General features: G+C 65.8%; 12 protein-coding genes and 1 tRNA gene. 2 read left to right on the top strand and 11 right to left on the bottom strand.

The features are described 5' to 3' along the window. Positions 1–141: 141 nt before the first annotated feature. From ACE10W_RS19695 to ACE10W_RS19680, 4 genes are all read right to left on the bottom strand, one after another. On the bottom strand, positions 142–1,383 hold the full coding sequence (locus ACE10W_RS19695) for an acetamidase/formamidase family protein (protein ID WP_271557526.1): 1,242 nt from the start codon (positions 1,381–1,383) through the stop codon (positions 142–144). Between the two features lie 43 nt (positions 1,384–1,426). After that, a complete protein-coding gene (locus tag ACE10W_RS19690; RefSeq protein WP_271557524.1) occupies positions 1,427–3,049 on the bottom strand; it encodes an amino acid ABC transporter permease/ATP-binding protein in 1,623 nt (540 codons plus the stop codon). Next, positions 3,049–3,978, bottom strand: a complete 930-nt coding sequence (locus ACE10W_RS19685; RefSeq protein ID WP_271557522.1) for an ABC transporter substrate-binding protein — start codon at positions 3,976–3,978, stop codon at positions 3,049–3,051. Before ACE10W_RS19685 ends, ACE10W_RS19690 begins: the two co-directional genes overlap by 1 nt. A 420-nt stretch (positions 3,979–4,398) precedes the next feature. Further along, positions 4,399–4,662, bottom strand: coding sequence for a hypothetical protein (locus ACE10W_RS19680; protein WP_271557521.1), 264 nt, complete (start codon positions 4,660–4,662; stop codon positions 4,399–4,401). A gap of 258 nt (positions 4,663–4,920) precedes the next feature. On the opposite strand from ACE10W_RS19680, the gene ACE10W_RS19675 reads away from it, so the two are divergent. Beyond that, positions 4,921–5,115: a hypothetical protein gene (locus ACE10W_RS19675; RefSeq protein WP_028174084.1), complete on the top strand. Its 195-nt coding sequence runs from the start codon at positions 4,921–4,923 to the stop codon at positions 5,113–5,115. An 81-nt stretch (positions 5,116–5,196) separates the two neighbouring features. Here the strand turns inward: ACE10W_RS19675 and ACE10W_RS19670 are convergent, their stop codons facing one another. The 7 genes from ACE10W_RS19670 to ACE10W_RS19640 all read right to left on the bottom strand — a co-directional run bounded on the left by ACE10W_RS19670 (position 5,197) and on the right by ACE10W_RS19640 (position 15,660). Further along, the gene (locus ACE10W_RS19670) at positions 5,197–5,343 is read right to left on the bottom strand and encodes a hypothetical protein (protein ID WP_165448159.1); all 147 of its coding nucleotides are present in this window, start codon (positions 5,341–5,343) and stop codon (positions 5,197–5,199) included. Between the two features lie 202 nt (positions 5,344–5,545). Next, positions 5,546–5,619: transfer RNA gene (locus tag ACE10W_RS19665), tRNA-Cys, on the bottom strand. Positions 5,620–5,771: 152 nt separating this feature from the next. Next, positions 5,772–6,506, bottom strand: coding sequence for a tRNA-uridine aminocarboxypropyltransferase (locus tag ACE10W_RS19660; protein WP_028174085.1), 735 nt, complete (start codon positions 6,504–6,506; stop codon positions 5,772–5,774). 37 nt (positions 6,507–6,543) lie between these two features. Next, a complete protein-coding gene (locus ACE10W_RS19655) occupies positions 6,544–9,651 on the bottom strand; it encodes an efflux RND transporter permease subunit (protein ID WP_271557520.1) in 3,108 nt (1,035 codons plus the stop codon). Next, complete coding sequence (locus tag ACE10W_RS19650; RefSeq protein WP_028174087.1) at positions 9,651–12,800, bottom strand: efflux RND transporter permease subunit; 3,150 nt, start codon at positions 12,798–12,800, stop codon at positions 9,651–9,653. Before ACE10W_RS19650 ends, ACE10W_RS19655 begins: the two co-directional genes overlap by 1 nt. 36 nt (positions 12,801–12,836) lie before the next feature. Next, entirely contained in the window at positions 12,837–14,219 is a 1,383-nt protein-coding gene (locus ACE10W_RS19645; protein WP_304553254.1) for an efflux RND transporter periplasmic adaptor subunit, read from the bottom strand. Further along, positions 14,209–15,660, bottom strand: a complete 1,452-nt coding sequence (locus ACE10W_RS19640; RefSeq protein WP_370204411.1) for an efflux transporter outer membrane subunit — start codon at positions 15,658–15,660, stop codon at positions 14,209–14,211. The genes ACE10W_RS19645 and ACE10W_RS19640 overlap by 11 nt, the downstream gene beginning before the upstream one ends. Positions 15,661–16,409: 749 nt before the next feature. On the opposite strand from ACE10W_RS19640, the gene ACE10W_RS19635 reads away from it, so the two are divergent. Next, a complete protein-coding gene (locus tag ACE10W_RS19635) occupies positions 16,410–17,444 on the top strand; it encodes a cysteine synthase A (protein ID WP_011087225.1) in 1,035 nt (344 codons plus the stop codon). The last annotated feature ends 18 nt before the right edge of the window (positions 17,445–17,462 follow it).

Raw genomic sequence — 17,462 nt, 5'->3', positions numbered from 1 at the left:
CATGATGCGCTCGTCTTGACGCTCGTCATTCCGGGGCGTGCCCAAGCGCGAACCCGGAATCCATCGGGCGCAGAAGACGGTGGTGAAATGGATTCCGGGTTCGACGCTTTGCCTCGCCCCGGAATGACAAGACGGAGAGATCTAGTCGCACCGGAAGATGTTCTTGCGGATCGTGCCGTGGACGCCCCAATTGGCATCGACCACCTGGGTGACCCCGAAATCGGCGCCGACCGACAGCAGCGAGATCGCCTCGTCCTCGCTGAGGCCGTGCACGGTCATCAGGAACCGGCGCAGCTTGCGGAACGCATCGCGCATCGCACGGTCGAGACTACTGTGATTGGCGATCTCGGTTTGTGCGTCGGCCCCGAGCGCGGCGAGATAGTTCGGATAGGTGAAGCCGTAGAACGACCAGGCCTGCTCGGTCTCGAGCATCGGATGGTCGAGGCCTTCCAGATTGGTGCCGGCCAGATCGGCCCTCTTGTGCAGGATGAATTCGAAATCGCCGGTCAGCGAGGTCTCGATCGCGGTGCCGCCGAGCTCGCTGTCGCCCTGGGCGGCGTGGGGATCGCCGACCGAGAAATAGGCGCCGGGAACCGCGACCGGATAGAACATTCGCGCGCCCTTGCCGATGCGCCAGTCGTCGATATTGCCGCCGGTGTAGCTCGGCGGGATCGAGCTGACGAAATCGGCTTCCGACGGCGCAAGGCCCATGGTTCCGAAATGCAATCGTGCGGGCACCTTCATGCTCGCGAGGATGTTCTCGCGCTTCTTGATGGTGGCGTGGTCGACGCGGACCCCGGGATAGTCGATGGTCGGATGCACGATGCCATCAGGGTCGGTCTGCGGCGTCCAGACATAGTTGTACACCGCCTTCGCGTAGGGCTCGCCCGAGGTGTCGAGCTCGAAGATGGTGACGACCTCGCGCGGCTTCGGCTCCTCGATCAGGTCGTGGTAGTGAAAGCCCCAGTTCGCTGCGACATTGGAGCCGAAGCAGCGGCCGGCATGGCAGGCGCTGCAGCTCGGCCGCGGCCTGATATCGAGGATGCGCACTTCGAGAATGTCGCCGGGCTCGGCGCCTTCGATCGCGACCGGGCCGGTGAGGAGGTGCACGCCGATCCCCTCGCCCGCGCCGCGGATGAACGGGCCTTCGACGGGGCCCGAGCCGCGCCGCGCCACCGCCTTGTGCTCGCGCGTCCACTGGAACACGCTCTCGGCGCCGGGATCGCCCTGGATCATGCGCTCGTAATCGTCGTTGGCGTGATGGGTCAGCGTCTCGATGGTGGCGCGGTCGCCCGAGCGCAGCGTCAGGGCCGGAGCGACCGTCTTGGAGAAATAGCCCCAGTGAACGGTTTTCGGCGAAACCGGCAGCGTGAAATGCGTCATGAGGTGGCCTCTTCGGGAGTCTTGAGCCTTGTGGACACTGCGCTCATCGGACCGCCTCCGGTGTCTTGTCGGCTTCCATTACGCTGAGGAAGCGCGCGGTGAGCGGATTGCGGGGGTTGGAGAGCACCTCGTGCGCCGGCCCCTCCTCGATGATCGTGCCGCCGCTCAAGAAGGCGACGCGGTCGGCGACTTCATCGGCGAAGCGGATCTGGTGCGTCGAGATGATCATGGTGAGGCCGTCGTCGATGGCGAGGCGCCGGATCACCTCCAGCACCTCGTTGACGAGCTCGGGATCGAGCGCGGAGGTCGGCTCGTCCAGCAGCAGCACGCTGGGGTTCGGCGCAAGCGCCCGCGCAATGGCGACGCGCTGCTGCTGGCCGCCGGAGAGATGCCGCGGCAGCGCATCGGCGCGGTGCGACAGCCCGACCCGGTCGAGCAGCTCGGTGGCGCGGCGCTCGGCATCGATCCGGGGCATGCCGTGGACCCAGCGCAACGGGCCGGCGATGTTCTCCTTTGCCGACAAATGGGCAAACAGATTGAACTGCTGGAACACCATGCCGACGCCGACGGTCGCCCGCTCGTTGGCGATCGCCCGCGGTGACAGCAGCTTGCCGTCGTCGTCAAAACCGAGACGCCGGCCGCCGACGCGCACGGTGCCGGCGTCCCAGTCTTCGAGATGATTGATGCAGCGGAGCAGCGTGCTCTTGCCGGAGCCACTGGGGCCGAGCAGCGCGACCACCTCGCCGACGCGGACCGTGAGGTCGAGACCTCTAAGCACCTTTTGCGGGCCATAGCTCTTGGTGAGGTCCTTGGCCTCGACCGCGATGTTGTTGCGCGCGATCGTCGCGGCGCGGCGGGTGCGCTCCTCGCGGGTCAGCGCCAGCGGCGCGGTGTCCGCGAGCTCTGCCTGTGCGGGCTCCGGATCATCAACGGTCACGGCTGCAAGTTCGAGCTTGGTGCCGAGATCGACGCGGCGCCACGGCAGGTAATCAGCAAGCTTGCGCTCGCGGCCCTTGGCGCGGTCGAGATCGAGCAGCCATTCGACGAACAGCTGGATGACGCTGATGGTGGCGGTCAGCACGAGATACAGAAGGCCCGAGGCGAAGAAGATCGAGAAGAAGTCGAAGGTCGAGGACGCCAGCTGGGTCGAGCGCAGCGTCAGCTCCTGGACCGCGACGACGGAGGCGAGCGAGGAATTCTTCAGTGCGCTCACCGCCTCGTTGCCGAAGGCCGGGATCATGGTGCGGATCGCCTGCGGCGCGATCACCCGCCACATCAGGATCCGCGGCGTCATGCCGAGCGCCTGGCCGGCGGTCACCTGCCCGCGATCGACGCCGAGCACGCCGGCCCGCAGCATCTCGGCGATGAACGGCGCCTCGTTGCAGGCGAGCGCGAGGCCGGCCGCCAGCACCGCCGGCAGCTTGATGCCGATATGCGGCAGCGCGTCGTAGGCGAACACCATCTGGAGGATCAGCGGCGTGCCGCGGAAGATCACGGTGTAGGCCCTGGCGATCGCCGCCAGCAGCCAGAAGCGGGAGAGCTGCATGCCGGCGAGGATCAATCCGAGGATCAATCCGCCGCCGAGCCCGAGGGCGGTCACCTCGAGGGTGAGCTCGATGCCCTCGAGCAGATACGGCATGCTCAGGTAATGGAGGAACAGCGACATCAGTCAGCCGTCAGGATGTCCGGCTCCTTGAAGTTGTTCACGTCGAGCCCATGCTTCTTGAGAAGCTCAATATGCGTGCCGGCCTTCTGCACCTCGATCAGCGCGGCGAGCACGGCGTCGCGGAATTTCGGCTTGTCCTTCGGGACGGCAATGCCGACCGAATACGGGATCGTCACCGCGATCGCCTTCTCCAGCTTGTCCGGATAGGCCTTCACCGCGCTGTCGACGGTGTTGACGTCGTTGACATAGGTGTCGGCGCGGCCGGCGAGGATCGCCTGGATGCAGTTGGCGTTGTTGTCGTAGAGCTGGATGGTCGGCTCCGCCTTCCCGGCCTTCTTGCATTCCGGCATCAGCGCCTGGATCAGGGGCACCTCGACGTAGCCGGTGTTTTCCGCGGCGGCCGCACCGCACATCGACGTGTTGATGCCGTTGATGCCCTTCGGATTGCCCTTGGCGACCAGCACGCCATCGAACACCTTCGAGTAGGTGATGAAGTCGGCGGCCTTGGCGCGCTCCTTGGTGGCGTAGATGTCGGAGATCACGATGTCGGCCTGTCCCGCCGAAAGTGTGGTCAGGAGCGCCGCGAACACCACGGGCTTGTAGGTCAGCTTGAAGCCGAGGCATTCGCCGATGGCCTCGCCGAGATCGATGTCGAAGCCGATATATTTGCTGGGGTCTTTCGGATCGATGGTCTCATAGCCCGGCGTGTGGGGGTTGATGGCGTTGACGAGCGTCTTGCCCTTCCAGTCCGGATATTTCTCCTGGAGCGCGGCGCAGGCGGCGGGCGCTGCGGCCTGCGCGCTGAGCGGTGCGCCGAGAACGCCGAGAGCGATGGCGGCGCCGAGCGCGGCCTTGTGCCACGGCAACGATGAGCGTGCGATCCCCCGCCGCACGTTCCTCCGTACTTGGGGCAATACCCGTCTCTCCATATCCAGCTCCTTCGAATTGTCATGGCACTGGCCATGTTCCAGATCTCGGGAGCGAGCCTAGGTGGAGTGCGCCGGGGAAAGCTTGTCCGCGGGCGTACAAAAAATTGGATGGAGGGGGCCCGCAATTTGGGCAAGCCGCTGCACAAAAACTGTTCGCAGGCTTTGCGCGCGGTGAACCGATATTCCGAATTCGGCGGAACCAAATGATCTCGTATCACGCAGGGGTCTGCACGATCAGGGAACCATTCGATTGGGTCATTTGACAGAGATGTGACGCGTTACGGACGTATCTGCGTGCGATATCCGAAGCAGATCACCGCCCCTCCACAGCCTGTCCGCAGCATATCCACAGGGTGACTATGCCGGATTCGCGAGGCCGCACGAGCCACTTGCTGCGCACAAACTCACAGACCCGCTATGTCAGCCGCCGGCCTGATCGAACACGGAACGGCAAGCCTCGCTCAAGCTTGACCGGTTACGGCGCAGGCAGGCCGTGATGGCGCGGACATTGGGAATCTCGCCGGCGCAGAGCCGGTAGACGTCGGGGGTGCAGGCCCGGCGCTGCTCCGCCGTTCCCTGCTGCGCGTGAGCCGCGGAGGCAAACAGCGTCAGGAACAGTCCGACCGTGGAGGCGTGTCGCGCCCGGCTCTTCACACCCGCTAACCGCAAGAACCTTGCCTTCATGACGAAGTCTCCTGTCTGCCCTGCCCGCCCCGGCCAGCCGTTGGCCGATGTGTGCAGGGGTAGGAGAAATAAATCGTGGAGAATGTGATCCCTTTCACACGGGCAGCCAGCCCGGGACGCCTAAGTTCCCGCGAGGATTTTCAGGAATCGCTAACCATACGAGACCTGATCGCCGGATCGTTAAAATGCGAACGATCGGCTCAATCGGGCAACAAACCGGCTTTGCGACATTGCGCCATCCGCGTTCCGGAGGGTGCGATGAGCGAAGCCGAATTCAACTTGCTGCTGGATGCCGTCCGCGACGCCATCGTCCATGACGATTTTGCGCCCGCGCCGGAGGAGGAATTCGTGCCCCGCTCGTGGAGCTTCGACGCAACGCCCAAAGCCGCCAATGACAATGAGGGCGCCTGGCCCATGCTGCCGTTTCCCGACGGCTGGTACGCGGCCTGCTGAGGCCACCTTCACCGTGAACGAATGCGCCCGCCTGCTGGGCGGTTTGGCATCGCCATGCGCCGGAACCCGGCGCGGCCACGATCAATTCTTGACGCGCTCCTCGCCGTCCTGCGGCACCCGGTCGGGTGCGGCCGGCGGAAAGATGCTGTCATAGATCGCACGGGCCTCGCGAATGAGACGGGCCCGCTCCAGCTCGGATTTCGGGACAAATCGAACGACGTCGCTCACGTGCTCTCCAGCTTTCAGGGTTCGTGACGCATCACTTCGCAGATGCGAAGTCTATGCCATCGGGCCTGAATCGCTGGTTTCCGCCAAGCCCCGGGCAAACCCGGTGGCAGCGTCCCGCCTCACCCCGGCAGCCGACGGCGAGCGGCATCGGTGGAACCTGCGCCGAATTTGATTTTTTGGCTGAAAAATCAGAAGCTTGTGATGGAGGCCACGACCAGAATTGAACTGGTGTACACGGTTTTGCAGACCGTTGCGTAACCACTCCGCCACGTGGCCCCGTAAGGGCGGACCAATATAGGGGATCAATGGCTTAGGCAACCCCGACCGGGCGGCTAAGCCTTCGCGCCAGCGAGATATCGGCCGAGAATCTCCTCGGTCGCGCCGGCAGCGGCGAACCAGCAGGATCGCGCGGATGACGTAGGCCGAAGTCAGGCTCGCTTGCCCCGCCGGACACCGCGCCGGCGGTCCTTGACCACCGGCTTCGGCGCCAGTTCAGGCATCTCCGCCTGCACCTCGCGATAGCGCGTCAGCATCCGCTCGAAGCTCGCATGCAGCGTCTCGGCGATGTCGGGGCGCCGCTCTAGGCCTGCCAGGATCGCAGCAGCCGCTTCGATGGTCGACAGCCCGTCCTTGCGCGGCTCCTTGCGCAGGCGCCCGTAGCGCGAGGGGCGCGACGGGTTGAGGATCACGCGCTGGCATTTGAGCATCCACGGATTGCGCCACCACAGCGCCTTGGCCTGGCTCCAGGTGCCGTCGAGCAGCACGACGCCTTCGAGCTTGCCGAGGATCGCGCGCTGGTTGTCCGCGACCTCGCCCTTGCGGTTGAGCGCGACGATCTCGGCCTCGGCTTCGAGATCGGCCGCGCGGGCCGAGCCAAGATAGAGCACGGCCCAGTGGGAGGCATTCTCGACCGGCTGCCCGAGCGCCTTGGACAGGCTCGGCCAGGACAGGCCGACGCGCACCACGGCATTGGGGAAGTGCTTCGCAGTCAACCGCGCGGTACCGAGCGCCCTGTCCTGCTCCTGCGGATGCTGGAGGATCAAGAGGCCGAGGCGATTTTCAATGGGCGCGACACTGTCGCAGATGCACAGCGGCATCGGCTTCTGGCAGTGCGGACATTCGGGGATCGGGTCGGCCGGCGCGGCGGCAGTAGGGTTCGACATGGCCGCCGCTATACGCTTTGCACGGCGGTTCAACAACCTATTCCGCCGGTGCGGGCAGCGGACGCGGCCCTGTTCGCCGCCGCAGGCGGTCGATCAGCAGGTAGATCACGGGCGTGGTGTAGAGCGTCAGGATCTGCGAGACGAACAGGCCGCCGATGATGGTGATGCCGAGCGGACGGCGGAGCTCGGTGCCGGGCCCGGTCGCAACGACCAGCGGAATGCCGGCGAACAGCGCCGCCATCGTCGTCATCAGGATGGGGCGAAACCGGGCCTGGCAGGCCTCGAAGATCGCCTCCGCCGAGGACAGGCCGCGCTGGCGCTCGGCGTCGAGCGCGAAGTCCACCATCATGATGCCGTTCTTCTTGACGATGCCGATCAAGAGGATGATGCCGACGAAGGCGATCACCGTCAGCGGCGTGTTGGTGATCTGCAGGGCCAGCAGCGCGCCGAGGCCGGCCGAGGGCAGCGTCGAGATGATCGTGAGCGGATGGGCGAGGCTCTCATAGAGCACGCCAAGCACGATATACATCGCCACCAGCGCACCGAGGATCAGCAGCGGCTGGCGGCCACTGGTCCTGGCGAAATCGCCGGCATTGCCGTCGAAGCTGCCGCGGATGCCTTCCGGCATATGCAGCTCCTCGACCGCCCGCTGGATGTTCTGCGTCGCAGCCTGGAGCGGCACGTCCGGCAGCAGGTTGAACGACACCGTGGTCGAAGGGAACGACTGCGAATGATAGACCGCGAGCGCGGCAAGGCCGCGCGTCGCGCGCACCACGGCCGACAGCGGCACCTGCACGTCGCCGGCGCCGGCGACATAGATGCGATCGAGGTTGGAAGGATCGACCTGGAATTTCGGGTCGATCTCCAGCACGGTCATGTACTGGTTACGCTGGGTGTAGATGATCGAGATCTGCCGCTGCGAGAACGCGTTGTTCAGCGCGTTGTCGATGTCCTGAACCTTGACGCCGAGCGCCGAGGCCTTCTGGCGGTCGATGCTGAGCGTCAGTTGAAGCCCGCCGGGATCGCGATCGCTGGAAATGTCGGTGATGCCTTCGACGCTCTCCATGCGCTTGGCGACGATCGGCGCCCATTTCTGCAACAGGTCGAGATCGGTCGAGGAGAGCGTGTACTGGTAGTCGGAATCGCTCTGCCGTCCGCCGGCGCGCACGTCCTGGGCGGCGAACATGAAGAGGCGGATGCCGGGCACCGGGAACAGCGCGCGCCTGAGACGGTCGATCACGACCTGTGTCGAGACGTGGTCGCGTTCCTCCGGCGGCTTCAGGCTGATGAACATGGTGCCGCGGTTCGAGGTCGCCGCCCCCGGGCCCCCGCCTCCGCTGCCGACGGTCGAGCCGATGCCGGCCACGGCCGGATCCTGCATCACGATGTCGGCGAGCCGCTGCTGGAGGCTGAGCATCGATTGGAACGAGATGTCGGCCGAGGCCCGCGTCGCGCCGATGACGAAGCCGGAATCGTCGGTCGGGAAATAGCCCTTGGGCACCTTGATGTAGAGCGTCACCGTGAGACCGATGGTGGCGAAGAACACCAGCAGCGTCAGCAGCGGGAATTCCAGCACGGTGCGCAGGGTGCGGGTGTAGAAGGCGACGATGCGCGACAGCGAGCCCTCGATCAGGCGATCGAACAGGGTCGCGGTGCCGGAGGTGGTCTGCCGGATGTAATGGGCGCAGATCATCGGCGTCACGGTCAGCGACACCAGCGTCGAGACCAGGATCGCGAAGGTGAGCGTCAGCGAGAATTCGCGCAGCAGGCGGCCGACGATGCCGTCCATGAAGATCAGCGGGGTGAAGGCGGCGATCAGCGACAGGCTGATCGACACGACGGTGAATCCGATCTGCTTCGCCCCCTCCAGCGCCGCCTCGAACGGCCGCATGCCGTGCTCGAGATTGCGGAACATGTTCTCGATCATGACGATGGCATCGTCCACCACGAAGCCGACGGAGATGGCGAGCGCCATCAGCGACAAATTGTCGATCGAGAAGCCTGCGACCCACATCCCGGCGCAGGTGCCAGCCAGCGCCAGCGGCACCGAGATGCCGGCCGCGATCGTCGGCGTCATCCGCCGCAGGAACACGAACACGACGAGCATCACGAGGATGGCGGTTGCCAGCAGGGTCCACTGCATGTCGAGGACGCTGGCGCGGATCGTGCTGGTGCGATCGACCAGGGTGGAAATGTCCACGCCGGCCGGGATCCATTGCTTCAGCTCGGGGATCAGCGCCTTCACGCGGTCGACGGTGTCGATGACGTTGGCATCGCCCTGCTTGGTGATCTGGATCAGCACCGCCGGCTGCTTGTTGAACCAGGCGATCGAGCGGGCGTTGCGGACGGAGTCCTCGATTTCGGCGACGTCGGAAAGCCGGACGAAATTGCCGTTGGAGCTCTTGATGACGATGTCGCGGAACTCTTTCGCGGTGCGCATCTGCTTGTTCAGCGACAGCGTCTCGCTCTGGCGCTCGCCGTTGAAGATGCCGACGGGACCAAGCGGATTGGCGTTGACGATTGCGGTCCGCACGTCGTCGGTGGCGATGCCGGCGTTCGACAGCGCGACGGGGTTCAGCTGCACCCGCACGGCCGGCTGGTCGGCGCCGCTGACCGTGACGTCGCCGACCCCCGGCACCTGCGAGATGCGCTGCGCCAGCACCGTATCGGCGACGTCGTAGATCGCGCTCGCCGACAGTGTCTTCGAGGTCAGCGCCAGCACGAAGACGGGCGCGCCGGCCGTGTTCGCTTTCCGGAAGCGCGGCAGGGTCGGCAGATCGCTCGGCAGGTCCACCAACGAGGCGTTGATCGCGGCCTGCACGTCGCGCGCGGCCTTGTCGATGTTGCGGCCGATGTCGAACTGGAGCTGGATGTTGGTGACGCCGAGCGACGACGTCGAGGTGATCTGGTTGATGCCTGATATCTCACCTAACCGCCGCTCCAGCGGCGAGGCCACAGTCGCCGCCATCACGGAAGGGTCGGCGCCGGGCCGGCTGGCCGAGACGAAGATGGCGGGGAAGTCGACGTTCGGGACCGAGGCGACGGGCAGGAACTCGTAGGCGACGACACCCAGCAGGAACAACCCGATCGACAGCAGCGTGGTCGCGACCGGGCGGCGGATGAAGGGCTCCGAGATCGATGCCATCACTGCATCCCCTCGGTCGCGCCCGCGACCGGCGGGCCGCCGGATTCGGCCGGCGGCAGCGCCTGCTCGAGGCGGCGGTTGATGCGGTCGAGCGCCAGGTAGATCACGGGCGTGGTGTACAGCGTCAGGAGCTGGCTCAGCAGCAGGCCGCCGATGATGGAGATGCCGAGCGGAAAGCGCAGCTCGGCGCCGGTGCCGCTCTCGATCGCCAGCGGCAGCGCGCCGAACAGCGCGGCCAGCGTCGTCATCATGATCGGGCGGAAGCGCAGGAGACACGCCTGCACGATCGCCTCGTTGGGCGACATCCCCTGCCCGCGCTCGGCCTCGAGCGCGAAGTCGATCATCATGATCGCGTTCTTCTTGACGATGCCCATCAGCAGGATGATGCCGATCAGGCCGATCACCGAGAGATCCTGTCCGCACAGGACCAGCGCCAGGATCGCGCCGACGCCGGCCGAGGGCAGCGTCGACAGGATGGTGATCGGGTGGATGTAGCTCTCGTAGAGCACGCCGAGCACGATGTAGATCGTGATGACGGCGGCGAGCAGCAGCCAGGGCTGGCCGGCGAGCGCCTTGGCGAATTCGGCGGCATCGCCGGCATAGACCCCGACGATGCTGTTGGGCATTTCGATGCGGGTCTCGATCGTCTTCACCGCTTCGACGGCATCGCCGAGGGCTGCGCCCGGCGCGAGGTTGAAGCTGAGCGAGATCGCCGGGAATTGCGCCTGGTGCGAGATCGCCAGCGGCGCCGTGGTGCGCTTCAGCGTCGCCACCGCCGACAGCGGCACCTGGGCGTTGGGCGCGCCGACGATGGCGCTCGCGGCGCCCGGCAGATAGAGCTTCGACAGGATCGAGGGATCGCGCTGGTACATCGGCAGCGCCTCCAGCACGACGCGGTACTGGTTGGCCTGGCCGTAGATGGTCGAGATCTGCCGCTGGGCGAAGGCATCGTTCAGCGTGTCGGTGATGCCTTGCAGGCTCACGCCGAGCTGGCCCGCCCGCGTTCGATCCACATCGAGCTGCGCCCGCAGGCCGCCCTCCTGCGCCTCCGAGGAGACGTCGCGGAACAAGGGATCGCGCCGCATCTCCGCAACCAGCTTGCGCGCCCATTCCGACACCAGCGCCGCATCGGTGCCGGTCAGCGTGTACTGGTATTGCGAGCGGCTCGACTGGGTCGAGATCTGCACGTCCTGCACCGGCTGGAAATAGACGGTCATGCCGGGGATGCCCGACACCCTCTGCTTCAGCCGGGTCACGACCACGCTGACGTCGTCACGCCGCTCGCCGCGCGGTTTCAAGGTCATGACGAGACGGCCGACATTGGTGGTCGGATTGACCGAGCCGGCGCCGATCACCGAGACGACGCCGACCACGTCGGGGTCTGCCTTGATGGCGTCGGCGGCCTCGGCCTGCCGCTTCTGCATCTCCGCGAACGAGACGTCGGGTCCGGCCTCCGTCACCGCCGTGATCGAGGCGGTGTCCTGAAGCGGCAGGAAGCCCTTTGGCGCCACGACGTAGAGGACGAGGGTTGCGATCAGCGTGGCGAAGGTCACGACCAGCGTGGCGCGCTGGCGCTCCAGAACCCAGAGCAGCGTGCGGTGATAGAACTCGACGGTGCGGTCGATGAAGCGGCTGATCGCAGCGAGGCCCGGCACCGCCACTTCCTCATGGGCGTGCCTCAGCAGCCGCGAGCACATCATCGGCGTCAGCGTCAGCGAGACCACGGCCGAGGTCACGACCGCGATCGTCAGCGTCAGCGCGAATTCGCGGAACATGCGCCCGACGAGGCCCGACATGAACAAGAGCGGGATGAACACCGCGATCAGCGACACCGTCAGCGAGATCACCGTGAAGCCGATTTCGCTCGCGCCTTTCAGCGAGGCCTCCATCGGCCCGTCGCCATTCTCCATGTGGCGGACGATGTTCTCGATCATCACGATGGCGTCGTCGACCACGAAGCCGGTGCCGATCGTAAGCGCCATCAGCGACAGATTGTCGAGGCTGAAGCCGGCAAAATACATGATGCCGAAGCTCGTGATCAGCGACAGCGGCAACGCCACGCCCGCGATCAGCGTGGCCCTGAGCGAGCGCAGGAACAGCAGCACCACCAGCGTCACCAGCACGACGCTGAGGATCAGCGTGAACTGCACGTCGCGCACCGAGGCGCGGATGGTGACGGTGCGGTCGGAGACGATGGTGAGGTTCACGCCGGCCGGGATCGCGCGCTGGACCTTCGGGATTTCGGCGCGGATCTGGCTGACGACGTCGATGACGTTGGCGCCGGGTTGGCGCTGGATGTCGATGATGACGGCCGGCGTGCCCTGGTACCAGCCGCCAGTGCGGTCGTTCTCCAGGCCATCGACGATCTGCGCGACGTCGGCGATCGTGACCGGCGAGCCGTTGCGATAGGCGATGATGACAGGCTTGTAGGCCTCGGCGGCGGCGATCTGGTCGTTGGCGGCGATGATGTAGGATTGCTGCGCGCCGTCGAGCGAGCCCTTCGGACCCGAGACGTTGGCATTGGCGATCGCGGTGCGCAGATCCTCCATGGCGATACCATAGGCCGCCAGCCGCGCCAGATCCGCCTGGATGCGCACGGCCGGCTTCAGCCCGCCGAGCACGGAAACGCGCCCGACGCCGGAGATCTGGCTCAGCCGTTGCGCCAGAAGCGTATCGGCGATGTCGCTCATCGCCCGCAGCGAGATCGTGTCCGAACGCAGCGCCAGCGTCATGACTGGCGCATCCGCCGGGTTCACCTTGGCGTAGGTCGGCGGATATGGCAGCGTCTTGGGCAGCACGCCGGCTGCGGCGTTAATCGCGGCCTGGACGTCCTGGGTCGCGCCGTCGATGTCGCGGTTGAGGTCGAACTGGAGCGAGATCTGGCTGACGCCGAACGAGCTCGTCGAGTTCATCGCCGACAGCGACGGGATCTGGCCGAGCTGCCGCTCCAGCGGCGCGGTGATCAGCGAGGCGATCACGTCGGGGCTGGCGCCCGGCAGCTGCGTCGTCACCTGCACGGTCGGGAAGTCGACCTGCGGCAGCGCCGAGACCGGGAGCGAGAAATAGCCCAGCAGCCCGCCGATCAGGAGCGCGATGCCGAGCAGCGAGGTCGCGATGGGACGGCGGATGAAGGGTTCGGAGACACCCATGGGATGCGCCTGCCGCTCAGGCGGCTGTTGTCGGGATCATGGCTGCTTGGCTCCACTTCCCGTTGCCCCGGGTCCCGGTGCCGGCCCGGTCTGTCCCTTCTGGTCGCCTTCGCTGCTGCTCCGCTTGGCGCGGGGCTCGCCGTCCTTTTGGCCGTCCTTGGCGCCATCCTTTTTCTGAGCGTCCGGCCCGCGCGAGCGCTTGCGCGGCGCGAGGTCGGCCGACGGCGTCTGGTCGTCGCGTCCGACGACGACCTTTGAGCCATCGGACAGATTGGCAAAGCCTGTCGTCACGACGCGGTCGTTCGCCGACAGGCCGCTGGCGATGACGGCGTCATGCTCGTTCTGCTGGGTCACCGTCACGGGCTTGGCCGAGACGACGTTGTCTTCGCCGATGACATAGCTGAAGGTGCCGATCGGACCGCGCTGGACCGCCGACGTCGGGACGACCAGCGCCTGCATCAAGGTCTCGACCTTGAGGCGGACATTGACGAACTGGCCCGGCCAGAGCTGGTAATTGGCGTTGGGGAACTCAGCCTTGAGCCTGAGCGTGCCGGTGGTCTGGTCGACCTGGTTGTCGATGCCGGTCAGCTTGCCGGTATCGATCACGGTGACGCCGTCATTGCCGAACACGTCGACTGCGAGCGCGCCCTTGGCGGCGGCCGCATTGACCCGCATGATCTGCTGCTGCGGCAGGCTGAACCACACCGCGATCGGCTGCAATTGCGTGATGACGACGAGGCCGGTGGTGTCGGCGGCGTGGATGATGTTGCCCTGGTCGACCTGGCGCAGGCCGGCGCGCCCCGAGATCGGCGCAACGATCTTGGTATAGCTCAGCGTCGCCGCCGCATTGTCGATCGCGGCCTGGTCGGCCTTCACCAGCGCCTCGGTCTGGGCGACCAGCGCGCGCTGCGTATCGGCCTGTTGCTTGGAGCCGGCGTTGGAGGCGGCGAGCTGCTCATAGCGGGTGAGGTCAATGCGCTGGTTGGCGAGCTGGGCCTGGTCCTGCGCCTTCTTGGCGACCGCCTGATCGTACGTCGCCTGATAGAGCGCTGGATCGATCTCGCCGACCACGTCGCCCTTCTTGACGTCCTGGCCTTCGGTGAAATTGACCGCGATCAGCTTGCCGTCGACCTGCGAGCGCACGGTGACGGTGTTGAGCGCGCGGATCGCGCCGACGCCGTCGAGATAGACCGGGACGTCCTGGATGCGGGGCGTTGCCGCCAGCACCGGCACCGGCAGATCGGGGCGCTGGTTGCGGCCGTTCGCCTGCTGCGGCTGCTGATGCCACACGGTCCAGCCGAGATAGCCGAGGCCGCCGAGGATCGCGAGCGTGACCAGAGTCAGGATGAAGCCGCCGCGCGACGATTTCCTCACCGTCCCCGCCTTCGCGTCATCCTTCTTATCCGGCTTAAAGAGCATTGACCGGTTTCTCCATCCTCGGTTCCCAGCCGCCGCCGAGCGCCTGATACAGGCTGACGATGGCGAGAAGCCGTGCGAGTTGGGCCTGCGACAGCGCGTCTTCCGCCTGGAACAGGGTCAGCTGGGTGTTGAGCACGGTCACGATATCGGCGGTGCCGGCGCGCAATTGCTGCTCCGACAGATCGAACGCGCGCCGCGAGGCGGTGACGACATCGCGCTGCAATTGCAGCTTGATCGTAGTCTGCTTGATCGAGAACAGCGCATTGTCGACGTCGGCGAAGGCCTGGACGATGGTCTTGCGGTAGGTCTGGAGCAGTTCGTCCTGCCGCGCCTTGGCAAATTCGAAATTGCCGAGGATCTTGCCGCCGTCGAAGATTGGCTGGGTGGCACTGCCGACCAGCTGGAAGAAGGCCGCATGCGGCTGGAACAGCGACACCAGCGCCGAGCTCTGATAGCCGCCATTGCCGGTGAGCTGGATGGTCGGAAAGAACTGCGCGCGGGCATTGCCGATGTTCGCGGTCGCCGAGGCGAGCTGCGCCTCCTGCCGGCGGATGTCCGGCCGCTGCGTCAGCAGCTCCGACGGCAGGCCAGGCGTCACGCGCGGGATCGCGATCCGGTCCAGGGAGCCGCCGAGCACGCGCACGCTCTCGGGCGGGCGCGAGACCAGCACGGCGAGCGCGTTGACGTTCTGGTCGAGCGTCTGGCGCAGCGGCGGCACCAGCGCCTTCTGGTTGGCGACCACGCTCTCCTGCTGGGCAACGTCGAGATCGGTGCCGGTGCCGGCCTTGCGACGCTCCTTGACGGCATCGAGGATGCGTTGCGCGCTCGCGATGTTGCGCTGGGAGGTCCTGAGGCGATCCTGCGAGGTCAGCACCTGGAAATAGGCGTTGGCGACACTCGCCAGCGTCGTGAGCGCGACGACGTCACGATCGAAACGGTTGGCGTTCGCTGTCTCCTCCGCGGTCTGGAGTGCGTCGCGATTCTGGCCCCAGAAATCGAGCTGGTAGCTCGCGCTCAGCGAAGCCGAATAATTGACGACCTCGCGGCCGCCGTTGGTGAGACCCGAGGACGACGAGCCCGAGGTGCGTGAATAGGTTTCCGATCCGCCGGTCGACACGCTCGGCAGCAGCGCAGCGCCCGCCTGCCGCGCCTGGGCGTCCGCCTGGACGATGCGCGAGACGGCGGCCGCGATGTCGAGGTTGACGGTCTGCGCCTCCTCCATCAGCTGCGTCAGCTCGGCGGAACGGAAGCCGCGCCACCAATCCAGCGACGGCGGCGTATCCCCCTTCCCGGCGTATTTGTACTGCGCGGGAACATCGAGCGCGGGATCCGGAAGATCCTGCGTCAGCACGCAACCGCCCGAACCGGCGGCGAGGCACAGCACCGCAAGCCAGCGCGCCGCACGACGCGTCCGGGACGCAGAACCCAGAGACCGCCGCATGACGGTCGCCAGAACATGCTGTGTCACTTCCACCCCCCGCCGGGCAGACCGAGCCGCCACCGCGCAGCCGGATTAACCGATTCGCGGCCGGACAGTCGGGGGGCTTCGTGTAGCTCGATCACAACGGTGATGCTTTCAGCGGAACTTTGAGCTTCATACTAGCCGGGCGCGGAACAGCGGGACAGTCCCGCAGGTGCGAGATGGCGACCCGGATGCGCGGATATCCGCGCCATGAAAGTGCAAGATATGGCTGTCTTGCAAAGACTTCTCGTATTTTTCCGCCATCGCGAAGCGGATTCAAGCTTACCAAGATTTCATGTGATATTGGCGCCACACCCACACGGATCCGTTTGATCCGGCGGAGCATTGGTCGGCAACAAGCTTTATGCGGCTTTGGCTCCACCTCAAACCGCGGCGGGCCATCGTCACGAAGCCGGCAGTGATCGAGAAGGAATATGCAGCTGTTGTGCAGATGTGTCGTCCGCCATCTCGCCCCGGCGGAGATTGGGCGCCAAGGTTAATCGCGACGACCATTATCTTCCATGCCCTGACAGTTGTCGGACAAATCATTCCACCGAAATCCGGCGCCGCAGCTCAGGATCGCCCGCGCTCATCTTCCCCCGAAATATGGTTGCCCGGAGGGGCACTTCCACCCGTTTCGCCGCAGCGCAAAAGCCTTCCCCTTTGGCCTCCCAGGCACTAGGTTCTGGCCAACCTGATCAACCCCTTGCCAGTGATTTCCCCCTGACATGACCATTCGAAACGACGTTGTCGAAGCCATTGGCAACACCCCGCTGATCAAGCTCAAACGCGCCTCGGAGGCGACCGGCTGCACCATTCTGGGCAAGGCCGAATTCATGAATCCCGGCCAGTCGGTGAAGGACCGCGCCGGCAAGTGGATGATCCTGGAGGCCGAGAAGCGCGGCGAGCTCAAGCCCGGCGGCCTCGTGGTGGAAGCGACCGCCGGCAATACCGGCATCGGGCTCGCGGTCGTGGCGAGTGCGCGCGGCTATCGCACGCTGATCGTGATCCCGGAGACGCAGAGCCAGGAGAAGAAGGACTTTCTCAAGCTGTGCGGCGCCGAGCTGATCGAGGTGCCGGCGCTTCCTTACGCCAATCCCAACAACTACCAGCATGTCGGCCGCCGGCTCGCCGACGAGCTGCGCAAGACCGAGCCTAACGGCGTGCTGTTCGCCGACCAGTGGAACAATCTCGACAATGCGAAAGCGCATTACGAGTCCACGGGGCCGGAGATCTGGGAGCAGACCGGCGGCAAGGTCGACGGGTTCGTCTGCTCGGTCGGCAGCGGCGGCACGCTCGCCGGCGTCAGCCGCCTTCTGAAGGAAAAGAACAAGAACGTCCGGATCGCCTGCGCCGACCCGCATGGTGCCGGGATGTTCGATTATTTCAGGACCGGCGAAGCCAAGGCGACGCCGGGCGGTTCGATCACCGAAGGTATCGGCCTCAACCGGGCGACCGCGATCGTCGAGAGCGCGAAGGTCGATGACGCCTATCTCATTCCCGACACTGACGCCGTCACGGAGATCTACGACCTGCTCCAGCACGAGGGCCTGTGCCTCGGCGGCTCGACCGGCATCAACATCGCCGGCGCGATACGCCTCGCCAAGCAGCTCGGCCCCGGCAAGACCATCGTCACCGTGCTCTGCGATTCCGGCAGCCGCTATCAGTCAAAACTGTTCAATGCGGACTTCATGCGCGCCAAGAACCTTCCGGTGCCGGAATGGCTGGAGAAGCGCAGCAACATCAAGCCGCCCTTCGTTTGATCGTCGCGGTTCGGCCGG

The sequence above is a fragment of the Bradyrhizobium sp. B025 genome, assembly GCF_042257955.1.
GTDB lineage: Bacteria > Pseudomonadota > Alphaproteobacteria > Rhizobiales > Xanthobacteraceae > Bradyrhizobium > Bradyrhizobium diazoefficiens.
Note: the sequence above shows the minus strand (reverse complement) of the source record. Positions and strands in the feature narration are given on the sequence as shown.